This window comes from Acididesulfobacillus acetoxydans, from assembly GCF_902729405.1.
GTDB classification, from domain to species: Bacteria; Bacillota; Desulfitobacteriia; order Desulfitobacteriales; family Desulfitobacteriaceae; genus Acididesulfobacillus; species Acididesulfobacillus acetoxydans.
The window spans coordinates 1971003-1990271 of the sequence record NZ_LR746496.1 but is presented as its reverse complement, the minus strand read 5'-3'; the positions used below and the strand labels follow the sequence as shown (position 1 = coordinate 1990271).

At 54.0% G+C, this 19269-nt stretch carries 18 protein-coding genes and 1 pseudogene; 2 read left to right on the top strand and 17 right to left on the bottom strand.

The window, feature by feature from the left end; genetic code table 11:
- Positions 1-1174: 1174 nt before the first annotated feature.
- Both MNU25_RS08760 and MNU25_RS08755 read right to left on the bottom strand, forming a co-directional pair.
- Complete coding sequence (locus MNU25_RS08760; RefSeq protein WP_240984721.1) at positions 1175-2542, bottom strand: PFL family protein; 1368 nt, start codon at positions 2540-2542, stop codon at positions 1175-1177.
- Positions 2543-2557: 15 nt separating this feature from the next.
- Positions 2558-2851: an ACT domain-containing protein gene (locus tag MNU25_RS08755; protein WP_240984720.1), complete on the bottom strand. Its 294-nt coding sequence runs from the start codon at positions 2849-2851 to the stop codon at positions 2558-2560.
- A gap of 420 nt (positions 2852-3271) precedes the next feature.
- On the opposite strand from MNU25_RS08755, the gene MNU25_RS08750 reads away from it, so the two are divergent.
- Positions 3272-4246, top strand: coding sequence for an asparaginase (locus tag MNU25_RS08750; RefSeq protein ID WP_261487383.1), 975 nt, complete (start codon positions 3272-3274; stop codon positions 4244-4246).
- 167 nt (positions 4247-4413) lie between these two features.
- On the opposite strand, the gene MNU25_RS08745 is transcribed toward MNU25_RS08750, so the two are convergent.
- The 8 genes from MNU25_RS08745 to MNU25_RS08710 form a co-directional block, all read right to left on the bottom strand.
- The gene (locus tag MNU25_RS08745; protein ID WP_240984719.1) at positions 4414-4716 is read right to left on the bottom strand and encodes a HesB/IscA family protein; all 303 of its coding nucleotides are present in this window, start codon (positions 4714-4716) and stop codon (positions 4414-4416) included.
- A 166-nt stretch (positions 4717-4882) separates the two neighbouring features.
- Positions 4883-5122, bottom strand: a complete 240-nt coding sequence (locus MNU25_RS08740) for a hypothetical protein (protein WP_240984718.1) — start codon at positions 5120-5122, stop codon at positions 4883-4885.
- Positions 5123-5152: 30 nt separating this feature from the next.
- Positions 5153-5773 (bottom strand): HD domain-containing protein, encoded by a 621-nt coding sequence (locus tag MNU25_RS08735; RefSeq protein WP_240984717.1) that lies wholly within the window; start codon positions 5771-5773, stop codon positions 5153-5155.
- Positions 5774-5778: 5 nt separating this feature from the next.
- Complete coding sequence (locus tag MNU25_RS08730) at positions 5779-6417, bottom strand: GNAT family N-acetyltransferase (protein WP_240984716.1); 639 nt, start codon at positions 6415-6417, stop codon at positions 5779-5781.
- A gap of 185 nt (positions 6418-6602) precedes the next feature.
- The gene (locus tag MNU25_RS08725) at positions 6603-7502 is read right to left on the bottom strand and encodes an AAA-type ATPase lid domain-containing protein (RefSeq protein ID WP_240984715.1); all 900 of its coding nucleotides are present in this window, start codon (positions 7500-7502) and stop codon (positions 6603-6605) included.
- A gap of 285 nt (positions 7503-7787) precedes the next feature.
- On the bottom strand, positions 7788-9050 hold the full coding sequence (locus MNU25_RS08720) for an adenosylhomocysteinase (RefSeq protein ID WP_240986784.1): 1263 nt from the start codon (positions 9048-9050) through the stop codon (positions 7788-7790).
- Positions 9051-9098: 48 nt separating this feature from the next.
- Positions 9099-9965 (bottom strand): Mrp/NBP35 family ATP-binding protein, encoded by an 867-nt coding sequence (locus MNU25_RS08715; RefSeq protein ID WP_240984714.1) that lies wholly within the window; start codon positions 9963-9965, stop codon positions 9099-9101.
- Positions 9966-10205: 240 nt separating this feature from the next.
- Positions 10206-10511 carry a hypothetical protein gene (locus MNU25_RS08710; protein ID WP_240984713.1) on the bottom strand — a complete coding sequence of 102 codons (306 nt, stop codon included), beginning with the start codon at positions 10509-10511 and terminating at the stop codon, positions 10206-10208.
- Between MNU25_RS08710 and MNU25_RS08705 the strand changes: the two genes are divergently transcribed.
- Positions 10510-11376, top strand: a complete 867-nt coding sequence (locus MNU25_RS08705) for a tetratricopeptide repeat protein (protein ID WP_240984712.1) — start codon at positions 10510-10512, stop codon at positions 11374-11376. The two genes, MNU25_RS08710 and MNU25_RS08705, sit on opposite strands and share 2 nt — an antisense overlap.
- Positions 11377-11496: 120 nt before the next feature.
- Here MNU25_RS08705 and pepF read toward each other — a convergent pair whose 3' ends face one another.
- The 7 genes and pseudogenes from pepF to MNU25_RS08675 form a co-directional block, all read right to left on the bottom strand.
- Entirely contained in the window at positions 11497-13308 is a 1812-nt protein-coding gene (gene pepF, locus MNU25_RS08700) for an oligoendopeptidase F (RefSeq protein WP_240984711.1), read from the bottom strand.
- Between the two features lie 90 nt (positions 13309-13398).
- Positions 13399-15489, bottom strand: coding sequence for a sigma 54-interacting transcriptional regulator (locus tag MNU25_RS08695; protein ID WP_240984710.1), 2091 nt, complete (start codon positions 15487-15489; stop codon positions 13399-13401).
- 162 nt (positions 15490-15651) lie between these two features.
- Positions 15652-15819: a hypothetical protein gene (locus MNU25_RS08690; RefSeq protein ID WP_240984709.1), complete on the bottom strand. Its 168-nt coding sequence runs from the start codon at positions 15817-15819 to the stop codon at positions 15652-15654.
- A gap of 136 nt (positions 15820-15955) precedes the next feature.
- On the bottom strand, positions 15956-16210 hold the full coding sequence (locus tag MNU25_RS08685) for a DUF2442 domain-containing protein (protein WP_240984708.1): 255 nt from the start codon (positions 16208-16210) through the stop codon (positions 15956-15958).
- Positions 16211-16221: 11 nt separating this feature from the next.
- Complete coding sequence (locus tag MNU25_RS08680) at positions 16222-16494, bottom strand: DUF4160 domain-containing protein (RefSeq protein ID WP_306425072.1); 273 nt, start codon at positions 16492-16494, stop codon at positions 16222-16224.
- A 216-nt stretch (positions 16495-16710) separates the two neighbouring features.
- Positions 16711-16938: pseudogene (locus tag MNU25_RS20490) on the bottom strand (IS1634 family transposase); the annotation flags it as partial.
- A gap of 27 nt (positions 16939-16965) precedes the next feature.
- A complete protein-coding gene (locus MNU25_RS08675) occupies positions 16966-19266 on the bottom strand; it encodes a xanthine dehydrogenase family protein molybdopterin-binding subunit (RefSeq protein ID WP_240984707.1) in 2301 nt (766 codons plus the stop codon).
- Between the last annotated feature and the right edge of the window lie 3 nt (positions 19267-19269).

The window sequence follows — 19269 nt, the reverse complement described above, 5'->3', positions numbered from 1 at the left end:
TGTGCCTGCTTTGGCTGGCTCCCATACGGTTTCCTTAGCTGTTAAATTCAGCCAGCTCGGAAAAAGGGAGACTGCCGCGAAAAAAAGCACCCCCATCACAGGAGGTGCCTCTTTGGGCCTTAGGATGCCGGCAGGTCAATATTGCGTCTTAGGTCAAGTAGGTTTTCCCACTGGGTTCCCGCGGTTTCCCGACAGGCGGTTTCCCTTTTCCCCCAGCCTGAGGTGTCGCCACCACTCAGAACTTGATCGCCACTGAGGACGCACTTCAATCCCCGCCGATTAACGCTCTAGAAGTTTCCTTAACACGCCTTGACACACTAGCCTCTTTTGCAGAAAAGAATTTCCGGCAGGCTGAACCATGTCGGCCAACACGGTTCACACCCCACACGCCTTCCCAACTTTTCCACCTCAAGGCAGGCTACGCTGCACTAAGTTCCTTCCTAATGCAGGTTCATACCCTGAGCCGTAATCTTTGCAGACCACATACTCAGGCCTCCACGGACAAGGGTAGCGCCCGCATGCCGTTGCGGATCCCCCTCGGCCTTAACTCCCAGCAGCAACCCTCGACTGGGCGTCGCAAGCCACCACCAGGAACTTCATCGGTATGCCCTCGGCGGATTCTTAGGCCCGCCTTCGAATGTCAATTTGTGCACTAGAATAGCGCTCCGTTACCCAAAGCTTTAAAAACGATATTGGGCAAAAATCACTATGTCCGTATTGTACACGATTTTGGTCACCGTGGCAAAACAGTCAATAACTTGTCACGGATTTTCTCAGAGATCACGAGCTGAGTTAGTGGTCTTTGTTCCCTTCTCTGTCATCCGCTCTCGTTTTTAAACAGAATTGCACGCTTTCTCTATCTTCTAAGAATATATGTTCTAAAAGATTGCAGTTTTCCGCAAAAACCATCTCCATTTTTCGCGTCTCTGTTCTTTCTTATACTTTTCGTTCCGCTTTTTCCCTCAATTCAAACCTCTCTTTCTCAATTCAAACCTCCCTTTCTCAATTCAAACCTCCCTTTCTCAATTCAAACCCTCCTTCCTCAATTCGAACCTCTTCTTCCCAATTCAAGCCTCTCTTGCTTCAAGCAAAACCCCATCTTTCACGAACTTAATCTCCGCCTTCTTTGATGAAATCTGTTTTACTGAAAACAGCATTGAATCTGATTCCTGCTCTAATTGCTCAGACTGGTGATCGGGGCCGGGATTCTTCCCCCCCGCCGGATAAAGCGGTCGGCCGCGAAAGGATTGACGGAAATGACCGGAGCTCCCCCCAGAAGCCCGCCGAATTCGACTCTGTCCCCAGCTTGCTTGCCAATGGCCGGAATTACGCGAACCGCCGTTGTTTTTTTGTTGATCATACCGATGGCCGCTTCATCCGCTATGATAGCCGCTATGGTTTCGGCGGTAACATCACCGGGAATCGCGATCATGTCCAAGCCGACTGAGCAAACACAGGTCATCGCTTCCAGCTTGCTCAGGCTCAGGGCGCCGGCTTCCACGGCTTTGACCATTCCCGCGTCCTCGGAGACCGGAATAAAGGCTCCGCTGAGACCCCCAACATGGGAAGAAGCCATCGCTCCCCCTTTTTTGACCGCGTCATTGAGAAGCGCTAAGGCAGCCGTCGTGCCATGGGCCCCGCAGCGTTCCAACCCCATGTTCTCAAGAATCTCAGCGACACTGTCCCCGATGGAAGGGGTGGGAGCCAAAGATAAATCGACAATACCAAACGGCGCACCCAGTTCCTCTGAAGCTGCCCGGCCGATTAGCTCGCCCACCCGGGTGATTTTAAAAGCCATGCGTTTAATCAAACTGGCAAGTTCACCAAAGTCCGCCGCCGGGTTCTCCTTAACCACGGAAGCCACCACACCCGGCCCGCTGACTCCGACATTAATCACAGATTCCGGCTCACCCACGCCATGGAAAGCCCCCGCCATAAAAGGATTGTCTTCCGGCGCATTGCAGAAAACCACTAGTTTGGCGGCGGCCAAGCCGTCTTGAGCCGCTGTCCGCCTGGCGCTTTCCAGGACAGCCTCGCCCATTTTCAGCACTGCATCCATATTGATTCCGGCCTTGGTAGAACCCACGTTGACTGACGAGCAGACATAAAGGGTCTCTGCCAAGGCCTCGGGAATCGCCTCGATCAGGGCTTCGTCCCCCCGGCTGAACCCTTTCTGGACCAGAGCGGAAAATCCGCCCAGAAAATTCACTCCTACGGCTGCAGCTGCCCTATCCAGAGCTTTCGCCAAACGGACCATCCCATCCCGGTTAAATCCCGAACCAATGAGTGCGACCGGAGTCACAGACACCCGTTTGTTGACAATGGGAATCCCGTAACGTGCCGCCAGGCGTTCACCGGTCTGCACCAGGTTCGCGGCCTTATGCGTAACTTTGTCGTAGACTTTGCGTTCCACGGTGGCGATATCATCCCCCCGGCAGTCCAGAAGACTGATGCCCAGGGTAATCGTCCGGATGTCCAAGTTCTCTTGCCGGATCATGTCCAACGTCTGTAAGATTTCTTGGGGCGCTAGAGTTATCTTCATTTCCTCAGTTGCCTCCTAAATCCTGTGCATAAAATTAAAGATATCTTCGTGCTGCACATTGACCTGAAGGCCACTTTCTTGGCCTTCCTGCTCCAAAACCTTGGCCAACTCCGCCACCTCAATGGATGCGGGACTAAGATCTACGATCATAATCATGGTGAAAAACCCCTGCAAGATGGTTTGGTTGATGTCCAAAATATTGATAGAATACTCCTGTAACCGCCCGCTCACCCAGGCGATGATGCCAATCCTGTCACGCCCGAAAACGGAAATGATGGCACGTTGGGATTTTCCGGTCTGCCCGTCCATTTAACATCCTCCTCTGTATTGATCCGCGTCAGTTGTATGTATGGATCCGCAATACACATAGCCTAGCACATGTGGGCGTGCGCAGCAACTCAAAGCCCGAGAGCCTGCCGTTCGGCCGCCTCGCAGACCCTTCGCCCCCAATTCCCCGGCGCCCTCGGCTGAGCCGCAGATCTGCGCAGAGGTCGGATTTTAGACAGCAACGACAACTTGGGCGGCAAGTCAGCGCTCCCGGTTCAAAGGCCCGCGTCTTACTTCGAGTGCCAAAGTCTTTCTTGCCAATGCCTGGTTTTAGAGCAGCGGGAACTTTAGCCTGGGTCAAATTGTGATAAAATAGGGTAAGAAGACAGTGAACCACTCCCACTTGAAGAAGTGGGGATCCCACGATTGGATGGAACTTAACAAAAAGAGGAAGTGTCAGCTTTGAAACTCGGCTTAATCACCACCGGGGGCACTATTGCCATGCGCAAAGATACCTCCGGTAAATCGGTCCCTGCCCTAAGCGGAGAAAACCTATTGGACACCCTGCCGAAGCTGGCAGAGTCAGCCCAATGGGAAATCAAGAACTTCAGCAATTTCGCCAGCTGCAACATGACACCCGCCGGCATGAAAAATCTGGCTCTCAGTGTGAATGAACTCTTTTCTGACCCCGCGATCGGCGGCATCGTGATTACGCATGGCACAGATACCTTGGAAGAAACCGCTTATTTTCTCGATACCGTTCTCAGCGATCCGCGCCCGGTAGTTTTAACAGCCGCCCAGCGTGATTCCTCGGAGACGGACTCCGATGGACCCCGCAACCTGCTTGAGGCCATGCTCGTTGCTCTGGACCCGTCCGCTCGCGAAAGGGGAACGCTGGTCGTCCTCAACTCAGAAATCCATGCCGCCCGCGATGTCCGCAAACTGCACACAAGTCAGGTCAATGCCTTCACTTCGGGTGCGGCAGGCAGTCTGGGGAATATTGATTTACACCGTGTCTACTGGCACCGCCCCCCGTCTCGAACCCCCAAACTCACTCTTCCCGAGCGCCTGGCGAACATCGCCCTGGTCAAGATCTATACGGACATGCCTGCCGGTGTCTTGGAAGCCTTTTTCTCGGCCGCCGAAGGGCTGGTTTTGGAGGCCTTCGGCAGAGGAAATATCCCACCCCGGCTCGTCCCGGCTCTGGAGCAAGCTGTTCAACACGGCTTACCCGTCGTCATTACCTCTCGCTGCTTATTTGGCCGGACCGCGCCGGCTTACGGCTATCCGGGCGGCGGAGCAGACCTGGAGCGCAGCGGCGCCTGGTTCGCGGGTGATCTGTCCAGTGAAAAAGTCCGCCTCTTCTTGGCCCTTGCGCTCGGCCTGCAACTCCCCTTGCCCGAAATCAAACGACTGCTGGAGGCCGCCGGGCGGTAACCTTAGCCCGCGTCCTACCGCGGGCTAAGGACGCCCGGAGACAGCGGCGCGGGCGTTGCAACGGGCCGGGAGGACCCGGGGCTGACCCCTCGCGCCGTCCGGCGCGGCACGTTAAACGGGAAAAAATAAGCGAACAAAAAAGCCCGCCATGCGGGCTTTAACAGAGTTTAACAGCTGCAACTTTCCGAGTGTGGTGTACGGATTTCAAAACCCCCGCCGTAACGGGACTCTACGTAATCAACCGTCGCCCCCTCCAAATAGGGAGAGAGTTTCTGGTCCGCAATGATCGAAACACCAAACCCTTCGTCCAAGACATCGTTCTCCGTCTTTGACTCATCCAGAGTCATGCCAAAATTTGGCCCACCTCAGCCAAAACCCGCCACATAAAGGCGCAGGTACATGTTCCCCTTATTCTGGCCGGATATAACCTCTTTCACTTTTTGAGCCGCGATTTCCGTAATCCCCACCATTCTTCTACACTCCTTTATCCCAAACTCAAACGGACCCTCCCGCCGCCACGCTTATCATACTTCGCCGAGGCCGCGGCTGTCAAACCTGAACCCCGCCCGCGGGAAGCCGGCTCAAACCGGAGTACTGCTTCCCTCAGCCCGTCAAGATCCCGTTTCCGTCCGGCCATCAGACCGAGGTACCGTTTCCGTCCGGCCGGAAGTCCTGCCTCAGCCGGCGGATTTCAACCTCAATGCTAGCGGGAAGATCTTGCAGTCCCCGGCGCCATTGACGCCAATCCCACTGGATCTTGCGGACTAAATTACTCTGTTCCGGCCACGCAATAAAAGCCTGGGGCTGGGGTGCGACCACACTTTTAACAAAACTCAAAAGCAAGAAGAGGACGAAAATGCGCCATAACCACCGCATACCGGTAAATCATCCTTTCTGAGCGATCTCTCAGAAAATATGATTACCAAAATCCTCCTCTTTCAGCCCCTGCGTGTGAAATTTCTGCCAGAAATCTTCCATGTAAGCCAAGAGCGGGGCAAAATGGCGTTTACCGGCCTCTGTGCCCAAGTTGGCGTAATAGCCTCTAATCCGCTCCCGGTAAAAACTTTCGCAAGAATTTTCCCCCTCTAAGGGCCAACCCCGGAAACTGCCATAAGCGAATAAACGGGCCAAACCGACCGGACCGACAAAGTCCAGCTTATCCGCGTCGTAAAGCAGTATCGCCGCCTCCGTCCGCGGTTCAAGCCCCGCTTCCCGCGAGTGGGCGGCCACCGCGGCTTTCACTTCAGCGACCACCCCATCCGAGTAACCGCATTTGCGCAGAAGGCTTTCCGCCAGAGCAGCCCCGCTGCCGGCATGGCTTGGCTCGGCCGCCCCCGGGCGTCCGATATCATGCACCAGAGCCGCCAGCTCCGCCGTCGTGGATTTTACGCCTTCTTCACGGGCTAATTTCTTCACCCAAGCCCCCACCCTAAGGGCGTGGCTCAAGTCATGGGCCACATCTTTGCGGGCATAAAACCCCCTCACTGCCAGCAAAACCTCAGACCAAGGATCGTTACCTGCTTCCATACCCTTCACCCCCGGTTGGAATCGGGCTTTTTGAACAAGATGGCCTCAAAGGCCAGAATCGCCTCCCTGGAAACGAGCCTTCCGTAACGCACCGTCAGCATATTCGCGGGATGAGAAGCGATTTCCTCATCATCGGTATCCTTTACCACCATACCGACATGGGCCATGAGGCGGCGCATGAGCTCCCGGTATTCCCAAATGTGCAGGCCCTTGCCCTCTAGGTCCCAATGCCAGTAATACTCGGTCGACAAGACAAGATATTTTTCCATCTCGGGATCGGCAAAAGACACCTCCAGCAGACGGCGGGCAAGACCATAGCCGCGGACTTCCGGCGCAAGTTCGATGGCGCCCAATTCCAGTATTTCTTTAGGGCCGCTCGACCAGCGTTCAAAACTGTCGGGAGGATGATAGGTGACATAACCCAGCAACTCTCCATTACGCTCGGCAATAATGACCCTGCCTGATTCCAGCCCGCAGATCTCTATGAGCGCTTCCTTTTGCCGCAGTGCCGGCCGGAACGCCCTTAAGCCGGGATTCATCTTTAACCCTTTCAAGGTCTCGGCCGCAACGGGCCCTTGGACATAAATCGTTCCTTCAGAAGTCTGTACAGTTTGGCTAAAAAACCGGTCCGAACCTTCCCGCACAAACGTTCCCCCTTTTAACACCTCACTTCTGAATAGTTTCAACGTCCGTTGAAAAACTCCTGCCTCTTCCCGCACAAAAGGTCATTGACGTATTATTCGTATCTTTGAAAAAGCCGGTTCACGGTTTTTTTGTTTAACCATGTTCTTATTGTAGTACTTTGCACTCCAATTATGCGCTTATGCGCTCATTTACTCACATTATAGCGCTTCACTTTATTGTACAGAGTCGCCAGAGAAATGTTTAAAGCTCTGGCCGCCCGCTTCTTTCCCTCCAGAGTCGTGCCATAGCGGCTGAGCGCACTGCGCAGAAGAAGTTCTTCCATACGGTCCAAGGGCATAACGTCGGGATTGTGCAAGAAATCCCCCGCCTGGCCTATGGACTCCGCTAGATGCCTGCGGCCGATAAAAGATTCCGCCGTCAGGATCATGGCCCGCGTCAGGGACTGGCGCAACTCTTCCACATTACCCGGCCAACCGTAGGAGAGGAAAACTTCCTCAGCCTGCGGGGTCAGACCCTGCACCCCCTTGCGCAAGCGTTGATTCAGCCTCTTAATGAAATATCCGGCCAAATCCATGATATCATCCCGTCTCTGGCGCAGCGGCGCGATGTAGATCTCCCGCTGGGTCGCATAGTGATAGAGTTCTGCATCGATGGCTTTTTCATACATGAGCAGGTGGACATTCTGGGACGAGCCCAACAAAACCCGGACATCCTCCGCTTCGGCCAGCAGGCAGAAACGCTGCAAGCGTGCCTGTTCGCTCAAGGTCAAGCCGGCTATCTCGCGGAAATAGAGGGTACCGCCTTTGAGGAACTTAAGTTTCGATTCTGAATTTTCCGGGCTCAAAAACTCCCGAATTCCTTCCTCCGAATCACAATCCACCAGCAGAAACGGTTTCCCCAAACGTGAGCTTTCGTAATGGAGATAACTTGCCAGGAGAAGTTTGCCGACCCCAATCTCTCCTTGAAATAAGACGGGGCTGTTTTCACGGGCCGCCTTGCGGCAAACCTCCACGGCCTGGCGGATGTCCTTGCTGCTGCCTACAATCGCCGGTTTGGTCAAGCGAGAAACCACAAATGTGTCCATCTCTTCCGTCCTCCCCCAAGCCAGTGCTTCTAATACCTATAACTAATTCAATTGTATACTATAACAGGCAAAACTTAAAGAAGAATTTGAGTCTTACGGCAAAAATTCTATTTTGCCAAAGTTCGGCCGCCTTAGGCCGCAAAGGAAAGGGCATCTACCGGCACTTCACCGGAAGATGCCCCGCGTAAAATGCCTTAGTTATAGGAAACGCAAAGCAAAACCTCGGAATTGCTTCCGGGGTTGAAGGAAGCTTGGAAATCCTCGCGCTTCAACGCGGGGAGGAAGTTATTCGTGCCAAGCGGCCAAATAGGCTTTCTGCTCGGGGGTGAGCGCGTCAATCCGCAAACCGAGTGAACTCAGGCGCAGGTTCGCTACCGTTTGATCGATTTCTTCCGGCACCCGGTAGACATGCTGACCGAGTTCGGCCCCATGTTCCGCCAGATAACGCAGTGACAGGGCCTGCAGGGCAAAGGTCATATCCATGACTTCAGCCGGATGACCGTCTCCGGCCGCCAGATTGACCAAACGGCCTTCGGCCAGCAAGTAAACCTTCCGTCCGTCGGAGAAAACGAATTCTTCGATATTCGGCCTCACGACTCGCTGCGAAGAGGCCAGGGCAGCCAGTTCAACCCGGTTGACCTCAACATCAAAATGCCCCGCATTGCAGAGAATCGCGCCTGATTTCATAACCTCAAAGTGTTGGGCCCTTATGATGTCCCTGTTGCCCGTGACCGTGATGAACACATCCCCCACTTGAGCCGCTTCCAGCATGGGCATCACTTCAAATCCGTCCATCCAGGCCTCATTGGCCTTGATCGCGTTGACTTCGCAGACTATAATCCGTGCCCCCAGACCTTTGGCCCGCAAAGCAACCCCTTTGCCACACCAACCATAACCTGCAACGACAACCGTCTTGCCGGCGACAACCAAATTCGTCGTGCGCATGATTCCGTCCCAAACGGACTGTCCCGTGCCGTAGCGGTTGTCAAAGAGGTATTTGCACTCGGCGTCGTTCACGGCTATCATGGGGAAACCCAGTTCACCGTCCCTGTCCATCGCCCTCAGCCTGAGAATGCCCGTCGTCGTCTCCTCCGCTCCGCCTTTCACCCGGGTCAGCAGTTCCCGGCGCTCACGATGAATCGTTGTGACCAAATCCCCGCCGTCATCAATAATGTAATCCGGTTCAAAATCCAGGGCTTGTTGAATATGACGCCGGTATTCTGCGTCTGTGGCCCCGTGCCAAGCATGAGCTTCTATGCCCCTTTGAACAAGGGCCGCCACGACATCATCTTGGGTGGAGAGAGGATTGCTGGCCGCCACAGCGACTTCCGCCCCCCCAGCCCTGATAGTCCGAGCCAGATAAGCCGTCTTTGCTTCCAGGTGCAGACAGATAACCGCTCTCTTCCCGGCAAAAGGTTGTTCTTTTTCAAATTCCGCGCGCAAGGCGTTGAGCACCGGCATGTGATTCGCAACCCAATCGATCTTTCTCTCTCCCTGCGGAGCCAGGGAAATATCCCGGATCGTCGACCTGTTTTCCGTACTGTCCATCTTTTCCGGCCCCAAGGCCGGCCACCTCCCCGCTCACATTTTTCCGATTTACATTTTCAGATTTAGCTTAGAAGGATTGAGGGTCACGTTTTTTTTGAGCTCTTCCGCCAGACGCCGCCCGATTTCGTCAAAGGCAGGAGATTGGTACTCTTCTATTTTACCGGCATCCGAAAGAGTAGCCAGGGCCGGATCGACGGGTAGTTCGCCCAAGTAGGGGATTTCACTGCGCGCGGCCTCCGCCTGGCCCTGAGGTTTACCGAAGATCTCCATGCGTTCTTGGCAATGCGGACATTCCACATAAGCCATATTTTCGATCAAGCCGTAAAATCTGGGATCGTATTTCTTGGCCATTTTTATCGCTTTCCGTACTACCATATTAGCTAACTGCTGCGGACTGGTGACGACCACCAAACCGTCTACAGGCAGGGACTGAAAAATCGTGATCGGCACATCTCCCGTCCCCGGCGGCAAATCGAGCAAGAGATAGTCCAACTCGCCCCAGACGACATCCGTCCAGAACTGGTTAAGAATTTGAGCGATGATCGGCCCGCGCCAAATGACCGGATCATCTTCATTCTCCAGCATCAGGTTGAGCGACATAATCTTAATTCCGCTGGAGCTCGTCGGCGGTATCACACCGGCCGGAACGACATTCGCTTTATCTTTCACGCCAAAAATCTTGGGAATACTCGGTCCCGTAATATCGGCATCAAGGATGCCGACTTTATAACCTTGCCGTCTTAAGCTGACAGCGAGCATTCCCGTCACGGAGGACTTGCCAACTCCCCCTTTGCCGCTCATGATGGCCACAACTTTGCCGATACGGCTGGCTTTCTGAGCTTCCGTCAACTCCGGCGGACAACTTTCTCCGGAACAAGTTCCGGCGGCTGAACAGGTATTACAAGAATCGGACACAGTGGTTCCCTCCCTTTCATCTGACCGACTGGCAGATGTTTATAGTTCAAGGCCGAACCGTCAAGGTTCGCGCTGCGAAGCAAATAACCTCATTCATATTAATCCTGGCAAGAAAGTTTTGTCAAGTTGCATCCCGGAACCCGCGTATCCGGGCCGATAATATGGTATGCTAAGCTCACAGGGTCACTTGTCGATATGGGGACAAAAGGGTCAAAGCCTGAGGGTTTGCAAACTGCGCGCTCACAATCCGTTGACAATCCATACATATTCCAAAACCACGAGAAACACGTTAACAGCTGCCAGCAGGACGAGGTTCTTGAGCCACTGCTCGGGGTAACGCCAAAAATAGAAAACGACGTTGAAGACGAGAATCAGCCCGGAAGCCAAGACCCAACGAAGATAAATCTGAGGGTGCATTCCCCAAATACTCGCCAGCCAAAGAAAAGGAACGTAGAGAAAAACGGCCAGGAAACTAACGATCAGATAGCCCACAAGTCGGCGCAGATCGTCGATGGAATTGTATTTGCGAAAGTGGGGATAAGTCATGCTCTTCGCCTCATTTAAAGGAATCGGCGGTATCGCCGCCGCTGTCGGAATCATCCTGCTCCTCTCGTCCGTCGGGTATTACCTCTCCGCACGTTTGCGGGGCAAGCGGCCACGGAAGCGGCTGTTTCTGTTCTCGGCGGGCATTGTGGGTCTTTTTCTCGCGGGCGTTCCCAGCGCCTTCTCTATCGTTCCTGCTCTGACCACGCCGCCTGCCGCGGCTGTCACCGGACCCGGTCCCGGGACGAACCCCGCCCCGGCTCCCGCCGGCGGAAAGGTGACGGCTGCCGCCGCTGCCAAGCCGGGACAGGAAGGCAAACCCGCCGTTTCTACTGCCGCCGCTGCCCCCGCCGCCCCGGAAATGGATCAACGGCAACGGGAAGCCCTCGACTTTTACAACCGCGGTCTCAAGCTCTATTACGCCCGCCGGTATGACCAGGCCTTGGTTCTCTTTGACCGTGCTCTGAACCTCAATCCCGCTTCTTACCAGGCCCTGAACGGCAAAGGCGCCACTTACGCTTTTCTGGGCCGCTATGATGAAGGAATCGCTTTGATTCGGCAGGCTCTTGCCCTCAAGCCCTCCTTTGAATACGCCCAGTTCAACCTGGGCTTGGCTAATGAGCTGGCAGGGCGTTGGAGCAGCGCGATTTCCGCTTACCAAGCAGCTATTCAACTCAATTCCAAAGATACTTGGGCCTACTTCGGCATCGCCAGCATCTACGGCCGCCAGGATAATGTGCCCAAAGTCATCGAGTATCTATTGCCCGCCATCGCCTTGAACCCGGATGCCAAAGCGGTGGCCCGGGAGGAGCAGGATTTCGCACCGGTGCGGGGGGATCCCCGTTTCCAAGCCTTAGTTAAACCTTGAGGATCGTACTCGGCTGCACTGTCAAGGCGCCTCCGCTAAAATGGAACCCTCGTCTGCCAATCTTAGCGGAAATTATCGCTCTTGGCGCCGCATCGCCCCAGGCAGCTTGCCGCGGCCGCCCTAGCCGGCTGACTGATTCAAAAGATCTTCCAGACGGTTGACCAGCCCGGCGAAGACCCGAAGCGCTTCCCGGACCGGTGTGGGAGTTTCCATGTCCACCCCGGCCTTGCGCAGGAGTTCAATGGGATAATCGGAGCTGCCGCTCGCCAAAAAAGCCAAATAGCGCTCCACCGCAGTTTGGCCCTCCTCTAAAATCCCCTTGGCCAGAGCCGTCGCCGCCGAAAAACCGGTGGCATACTTGTAAACGTAAAAGGCGTTGTAAAAGTGAGGGATCCGGGCCCATTCCCCAGCGATCTCGGCGTCCTGGACGACATCCGGACCGTAGTAGAGCGCATTCAACCCCCGGTAAATCTCGGAGAAGCGGTCCGCCGTCAAGGCTTCGCCTTTTTCCGCCAGGGCATGGGCCTCTTTCTCAAATTCGGCAAACATCGTCTGCCGGAAAATGGTGCCGCGGAACTGTTCCAGGTAGTGATTGACCAGGTAAGCCAAGAGCTTCTTATCTTCCGTGGTGGACAAAAGATGTTCCATAACCAGAGCTTCATTTAAAGTCGAGGCCACTTCCGCCACGAAGATTCTGTACCCGGCATAAATATGTGGCTGGGAACGGTTGGAAAAATAGGTATGCAAGGAATGTCCCATCTCATGCGCAATCGTAAACATGGAATCCAGTGTATCCTGATGATTGAGCAGTACATACGGGTGAGAACGGTAAGTGCCCCAAGAGTAAGCACCGCTCGTCTTTCCTTCATTTTCGTAAACGTCCACCCAACCGTTTCTGAACCCCGCTTCCAGCGCCTTCAGATATTCTGCCCCCAGCGGTTTCAATCCGGTAAGTACCATAGTACGGGCCTTTTCATATGGAATCTTCATCTGAAATTCGGGGACAATGGGTACGTAAATGTCATACATGTGCAGCTCGTCCAGTGCCAGGGCTTGCTTACGCAACTTGACGTAACGGTACATGTCCGGCAAAAACTCATGTACCGTCTCCACCAAGGCGTCGTAAACCGTCACCGGTACTTTGTCATCATCCAGAGAAGCCTCCAGAGCGGAACCGTAATGCCGGGCTTTAGCCGTAAAAATATCCGCCTTGATACTGGCGTTTAAGGTTGCCCCCCAAGTATTGACCTGCTTTTGATAGGTATGATAGAGGCCCTCAAAAGCCTCCTGCCGTACTCTTCGATCGGGACTCTCCATAAAATGGAGATAGTTGCCTTTAGTAAGTTCGACTTCGTGACCCTCGGCGTCCCGGATTTCCGGAAACTTGAGATCAGCATTGTTGGCCATGGTAAAAATTGTGCTTGGCGCCTCAGCCAATTCACCGATTTCGGCCATCAGTTTCTCTTCTGCCAGACTGAGGACATGCTCTCTTTTGCGCAGCATGTCCTCAAAAGCCTGCTCATAGATCCCCAGCGGACCATAACGGCGGAGTTCTTCAAAACGTTTAGGCTCTAAAGCCAAGAGTTCCGGCACCACGAAGGAAGTCGCGCTGCCAACTTTCACGGCCAAAGCCCCGGCCCGGTCCGTCATCCCCTGGTAGAGGGGCTCCCGGTTGTCTTCGTCCCGGCGCATCCTGGCATAGGAGTACACCTCTTCCAGACGCAACCCTAAATCGTCTGTCCACTTCAGGCAGGCGTACAGCGACTCCGGGCTGTCAGCCAAGTGCCCCTTAAATCTCTCTGCTTCCGGGATGAGCTTCTCTAGGGCGGCAAATTCTTCCTCCCAAGCCTGATTGCTGGGGAAAATGTCTTCCAAGCGCCATTTGGAATCGGCCGCGATCTCAGCCCGGGACTTCAGCTTCTGTTTTGCCATGAACTTCCCTCCCACACTGTCTTACCCCGTTATTATACACACTCAGCGCAAAGTTTACCAATTAATGCGCCGCCCGCTCATCTCCTGCATTCAGGCGTTTGTAGCCTTCCGCCTCAATTTGGCCAAACGGCGCACCACCGTGGACTGATTCACACCTAAAGCTTCGGCTGCTTTATAGGTGCTTCCGTATTTCGCCATGGCCCTTTCGATCAATTGGCGTTCCACTTCCAGCACGGCCTCTTTCAGCGGCATAAGGGCACGGACGGATACTCCTCCTCCCTCCTCAGGGGGACTCTGGAAGACAGGGGGAAGCAGGGACAGGGTAATCAGTTCGCCGGGAGCCATGACGATCAAACGCTCCACCATGTTTTCCAATTCCCGTACGTTGCCCGGCCAGTCATACTGGTAAAAGGCTTCCACCGCATCCGGCGCAAATTCCCGCTGCAGTCCGTATTTTTTGCAAAACCTCTCCCGGAAATGGTGCAGAAGGGGAATGATATCGGCCCGCCGCTCCCTCAGGGGCGGGATCCAAATGGGTACCACGTTGAGACGAAAAAAAAGGTCCTCCCGCAGTTTCCCCAGACGCACCATTTCTTCCAGATCCTTGTGGGTCGCGGCCAAAATCCGCACATTAACCCGGCGGGGCTTGCTTCCCCCCACGGGTACAACCTCTCTCTCCTGCAAAACCCGCAAGAGTTTAGCCTGCAGATTAAAAGGCAAATCCCCGATCTCATCCAAAAGCAGAGTGCCGTTATGGGCCAATTCGAACATCCCGATTTTTCCTTCTCTGCGGGCTCCCGTGAAGGCCCCGCTCTCATAGCCAAATAGCTCTGATTCCAAAAGTTGCTCGGGAATGGCCCCGCAATTCACTTTAATGAACGGTCCCTCCGCCCGCGGGCTGCGACTGTGCAGGAGCTTGGCCATCCCCTCCTTGCCCACCCCGGATTCCCCGAGCAGAAGCACCGTTGAATCCACTTTGGCGACGCGCTGGATCAGCTCTAATACCTCCTCCATCTCCGGGCTGGAGGCAATCATGCCCCCCGTATCTCCGCGTTGGCGCAGTTCCGCCAGTTCCAGATGGTATTTTTCGCTCAGGCGCTTAGATTCCAGCAGTTCCTGGCGCAGTTGGTTAAGCATGGTCATGTCTCTCAGGTTAATAACCACTCTGACCAATCGTCCTTCTTCATCGAAAACCGGACTTCCGGTCACCAGGAAACTGTGATCTTGCTTCTTCTCCGTGACACTGACCGGATGCTTTCTTTGCAGAACCACATCCAGCAGCGAATGGGCGTAAACTTCTCCATCCCCCAACTCTTGAATGCGGCGGCCCAAGAGTTCCTGGGCAGTGCTCAGGCTCATTTTCTCAAAAGCCGCGTTGGTCCGGATAATGATTCCCGCAGCATCTGTGACGACAAAACCGTCTGAGGATGACTGGATAACGGAATCCAATTCCCGGTTCAACGCTTTGACCGAAGCCAGTTCCTGGGATACCGACTCAATTTCCGAAATGTCCTGGAAAACGCCCACCGCCCCGGTTATTTTCCCCTCTTGCTTCACCGGATCCCGGTTCATAATGTAGGTGTGACGACCCACCCGGAACTTCTGGGAATACTCTGACTGCCCTGTCTGCAACGTCTCCATCAAACCCAGGGGAATGAGCACATCCAAGACGTGACGCCCCAAGGCTTTTTCCTTGGGCACGTGGGTGAACCGTTCAGCCGCCCGGTTAAAGGAGGTAATCATTCCTTCACGGTTGATGACGACGATGCCGTTATGAGCAGAGTTTAAAACCGCCTCCAGTTCTTTTACTTGGAACTCCGCCCGCTGGTACAAGGCCACGGCCAAAGCCGAACGGCTTAAAATGCCGACGATTTGACCATCCTCCCCGCTGACCGCCGCGACCTGGAAAGTCCGGCTCCAAGCCGTCTCCAAAGGCAAAGTCGCCTTAAATGCGATCGGCCCGAATTCCACACCTCCGAGACAAGAAGTTTCCGGACCTTCTTCTTTGAGCAGCCTGCCCAGGGCCCGGGGAGTAGCAATGCCCACAAACTCCCCCGCGCTGTCGGCGACAGGCCAGCCGGCTGCCTCTTCGTCCATCACACGCCGCAGTGCCTCCCGGCAGGTATCCGTCTCTGTCAGTGAACCGGAAATCGGGGTCATGATATCCTTCACCCAAATCATTCCCTATCCCCCTTCCGCGCCTGAGCCGCACTCATTCCCTCGACGATATCCTCAAGTTATCACAGATGACAAATAATTTCAAATCTTCGGCTGCGCACAAAAACAAACTCAAGCAAGCGAAAGAGCCCTTCGCCGAAACGAGAGGCTCTGAGCTTTCAACCCTCAAGATTCTAAAACCGGCCTGAGGTCGTTATTCTCCTCAATCCTTAACCTGCGGATATCTCTGACGGATGGGGTAAACCAAGGAAACTGTTTCGTCAATTGGTTAACAGCTATGACAGTCTTGACCGCATCAACAGTCGAATTACCAAAATATACACTTCCCTGCACTCTGTCGAACCCCTTTGTTTGCAGGAATTCCTCCTTATCAACGAACACACATATCCGATGATGCTACTGACAAAACAAAAAAGCCAAACCGCAAACATTCCGGAAATTACCCGTTTATCTACAATATGCTTCGTTGCTAAATAATTACACTCACAGCCACGGGTAAGCTATATTCATACAAGTCATCGGGAGCAATATCCTGACCATTCACCCACATGACTGTAATCCCCGAAATCTTGACTGTATTAAAAAGTGTTACGTTCTTTAACTCTTGATACATCGGTTTTTCCAACCAGTAAGAAGTGTCAAGAATTCTCTTTTCACCATTTGAGTATTCCAGCAGCAATCGGTATCCTTCAAGTGGTTTTACCTGAAATAATTTTGGTATCATGATCACACCCCCTACTTCAAAGGGTCAATTTTGAAATAGTCCAATCCATCGGACAATAATTTCCAGTTTGCCTGCAATTCATCTTCATGGATAGCCATCCAAGCCAATAGCATTTTGAGTTGTTTATCCGGAATATCGCCGGCCAGTACTTCACCATCGAGTGCCACAACTATTTCCATCCCCTGGTATTCTGCATGTATGTGAGCCTTTTTATGTTGTACGTTTCTTTCACAGAACATATAAACGATAATTCCATAGAACATCGATATGATTGGCATTTCCATTCCACCTTCCTATTTATACTATACAGGAAAAGTCTGAATGATAAAAGGCCTTTTCAATAATTATCAGCCTCTTGGTCAATCACACTATGGCCTTTCCAAAGCGCTTCACGATTATTTCACTACTCAACTCGCTTTCGACAGTCCGTAGACACGGAAAGTGCCTCAAACCCTTATGGCATCCGGGTTCCAGGCACTTGTGGATAACGTACCGTGTGTCTACATCTTTTGCTCCTTGGGAAGCGAAATATCCCATATTCTCGGGGGTTCCGGCGAGTTGAGCGCTGAAAAAATACCCGTTTGCTCTTGGGTTAATTCTGTCCTTTGAAAGACTTTCCCGTCCGTCGATTCCCACTCAACGAGATAAATTTTCTCCGGTTCGGAACGGAGGTTGACCCAAGTTTGTTGAGTCTCTACTTCTGCCGAGCGCACCCGGAGCAAAGCCAGCGTGATCCAATCTGAACGAGTTCACTTTCAGAGTGAGACAGATTTCCCACTGTTTTTGTCTTTTAGAGCCTGCAGGATCTTTTCCGCCGTGATGGGCAGTTCCAGGAAACGGACCCCGATGGCATCGCAAATGGCATTAGCGATGGCTGGGATCACCGGTTGAATGGGACCTTCACCGGATTCTTTAGCCCCGAAAGGAGCGCTCGGATCGTAACTTTCGACAATCGTGGAGTCGATCTCCGGAATATCGATTGCCGTGGGAATCTTGTAATCATGTAAGGAAGGATTGAGCAGACGCCCGTCGGAACCTACCTTAATCTCCTCAAACAAGGCCTGCCCCATACCCATGACGATCGAGCCTTCCACCTGACCCTCGACACTCATCGGGTTGATCGGCTGGCCGCAGTCCCCGGCTTCGGTCACCTTCAGCACTTTCACTTGGCCTGTTTCCAGATCCACCTCAACCTCGGTCACCTGAGCCGAGAAGCCGAAAGTGGGGGATTGTCCGATGTTCGCCCCCTGCACTCCCTTCATCCCCTTGCGGGGCGGGCTGTAATGACCCATGGCGCTGAGCGGTCCCCGGGCATCGATGTACTTGGCTACGGCTGCCGTGAAATCAAGGGTCCGCACGGGCTCATAGCGTGAAAAAATCCTGCCCTCCCGGCTGATGAGCTGATCCGCGCGGACTCCCAACTCGACCGCAGCTACTTCATATAGTTTGCGGTTAATAGCCTGAGCGGCCGAGCGTACCGCTTGCCCGGCTCCATAGGTCACCCGGCTGGCAAAAGAACCTAAATCAAAGGGCGTAAGTTGTGTATCTCCGGAAATGATGTGAACCTCAGAGGCCTCTACGCCTAACTCCTCGGCTGCGATCATGGGCAGCACCGTGTTGGAACCCTGGCCGATATCGGTCGCCCCCGTGTAGAGGGTGATCCCCCCTTCCGTATCGACCCGGATTAAGGCGGAGGAATGAGGCTTGTAAGACATATAAAGGGTATAGGCTGTGCCGGAAATATAGTACCCCCCGGCCATCCCGATCCCACGGCCCGGAGGCAGTTTCCCCTGTTTCTCCAAGTAACCCGAACGCTCGGCCGCCGTCTCAAGACATTTCTTGAACTCGGCCTGGGGTACATAAACATTGCTCCGGGTCGTATAACCCGATTCCACAGCATTTCTCAGACGCAAGTCGTACGGGCTCATCCCCAGTTCTTTGGCAATATCCTCCAGCATGCTTTCCATGGCAAAGCGCGGCTGCACCCCACCCAACCCGCGCATCGCGCCGGTGGTCGGTTTGTTGGTGTAAACACGCCGCCCGTGAAAGCGGGCATTAGGCACTTTGTAAGGCAGATGAATCATAGCGGCCGTATAGAAAAGTACTATGATACCCCAACCGCCATAAGCCCCTCCATCCAGAATATTGTCAAAATCTACGGCCTGAATAATTCCCTCCCGGCTCACCCCGATCTTCATCTCCATCACACAGGGATGGCGCCCTTTGTGCTGGGCAAAGACCTCGCTCCGCTCATAGGTGACTTTGACCGGCCGGCCGGTCTTCCGCGCCAAGAGAGCCGCACAGAGTTCGGAAGAAGCTACCTCGCCTTTACCCCCGAACCCGCCTCCCACCGCCGGCACGGAGACGCGAATTCGATTCATCGGCAGAGCCAGTACTAAGGATAAGGTTCGGTGCAGGTAATGGGGAATTTGCGTAGAGGAATATACGGTTAAGAAACCATTGGCGTCAAAATGGGCCAGAGCAGAGTGGGGCTCAAGAAAAGCGTGGTTGACGTAAGACGTTTTAAAACGGCGTTCTAAGACAAAGTCCGATGCCGCCATGGCCTTGTCCACATCGCCAAATTCCTGCTTCCCCTCGTACATCACATTATTTTTCGCCTTGGCATGGATGACCACATCCGGGCGCTCCATTGCTTCCAGAGGATCAAACACTGCGGGCAGTACCTCGTATTCCACCTCGATCCGTTCCAGAGCCTCCTCCGCGGTCTCTTCATCCACCGCCGCCACCGCCGCCACACCCTCACCCGCATAGCGCACTTTATCCACGGCCAAAGCATACTCGGTCGGAGCCTGGGGGACGATACCATAGGCCGTAGGAGCGTCTTCACCGGTGATTACGGCCAATACACCCGGAAGCGCCAAAGCCCGCTCATAATGAATGCTCGTAATGAGGGCGTGAGCGTGGGGGCTGCGTTTGATCTTGCCGAAGGCCATGTGCGGCAAAACCAGGTCATCGCTATAAAGGGCCTCCCCTCTCACCTTGGCCGGAGCGTCAACCCGAGGCAAACTTTTTCCTACCACCGTTAAGTCCTTCATGAA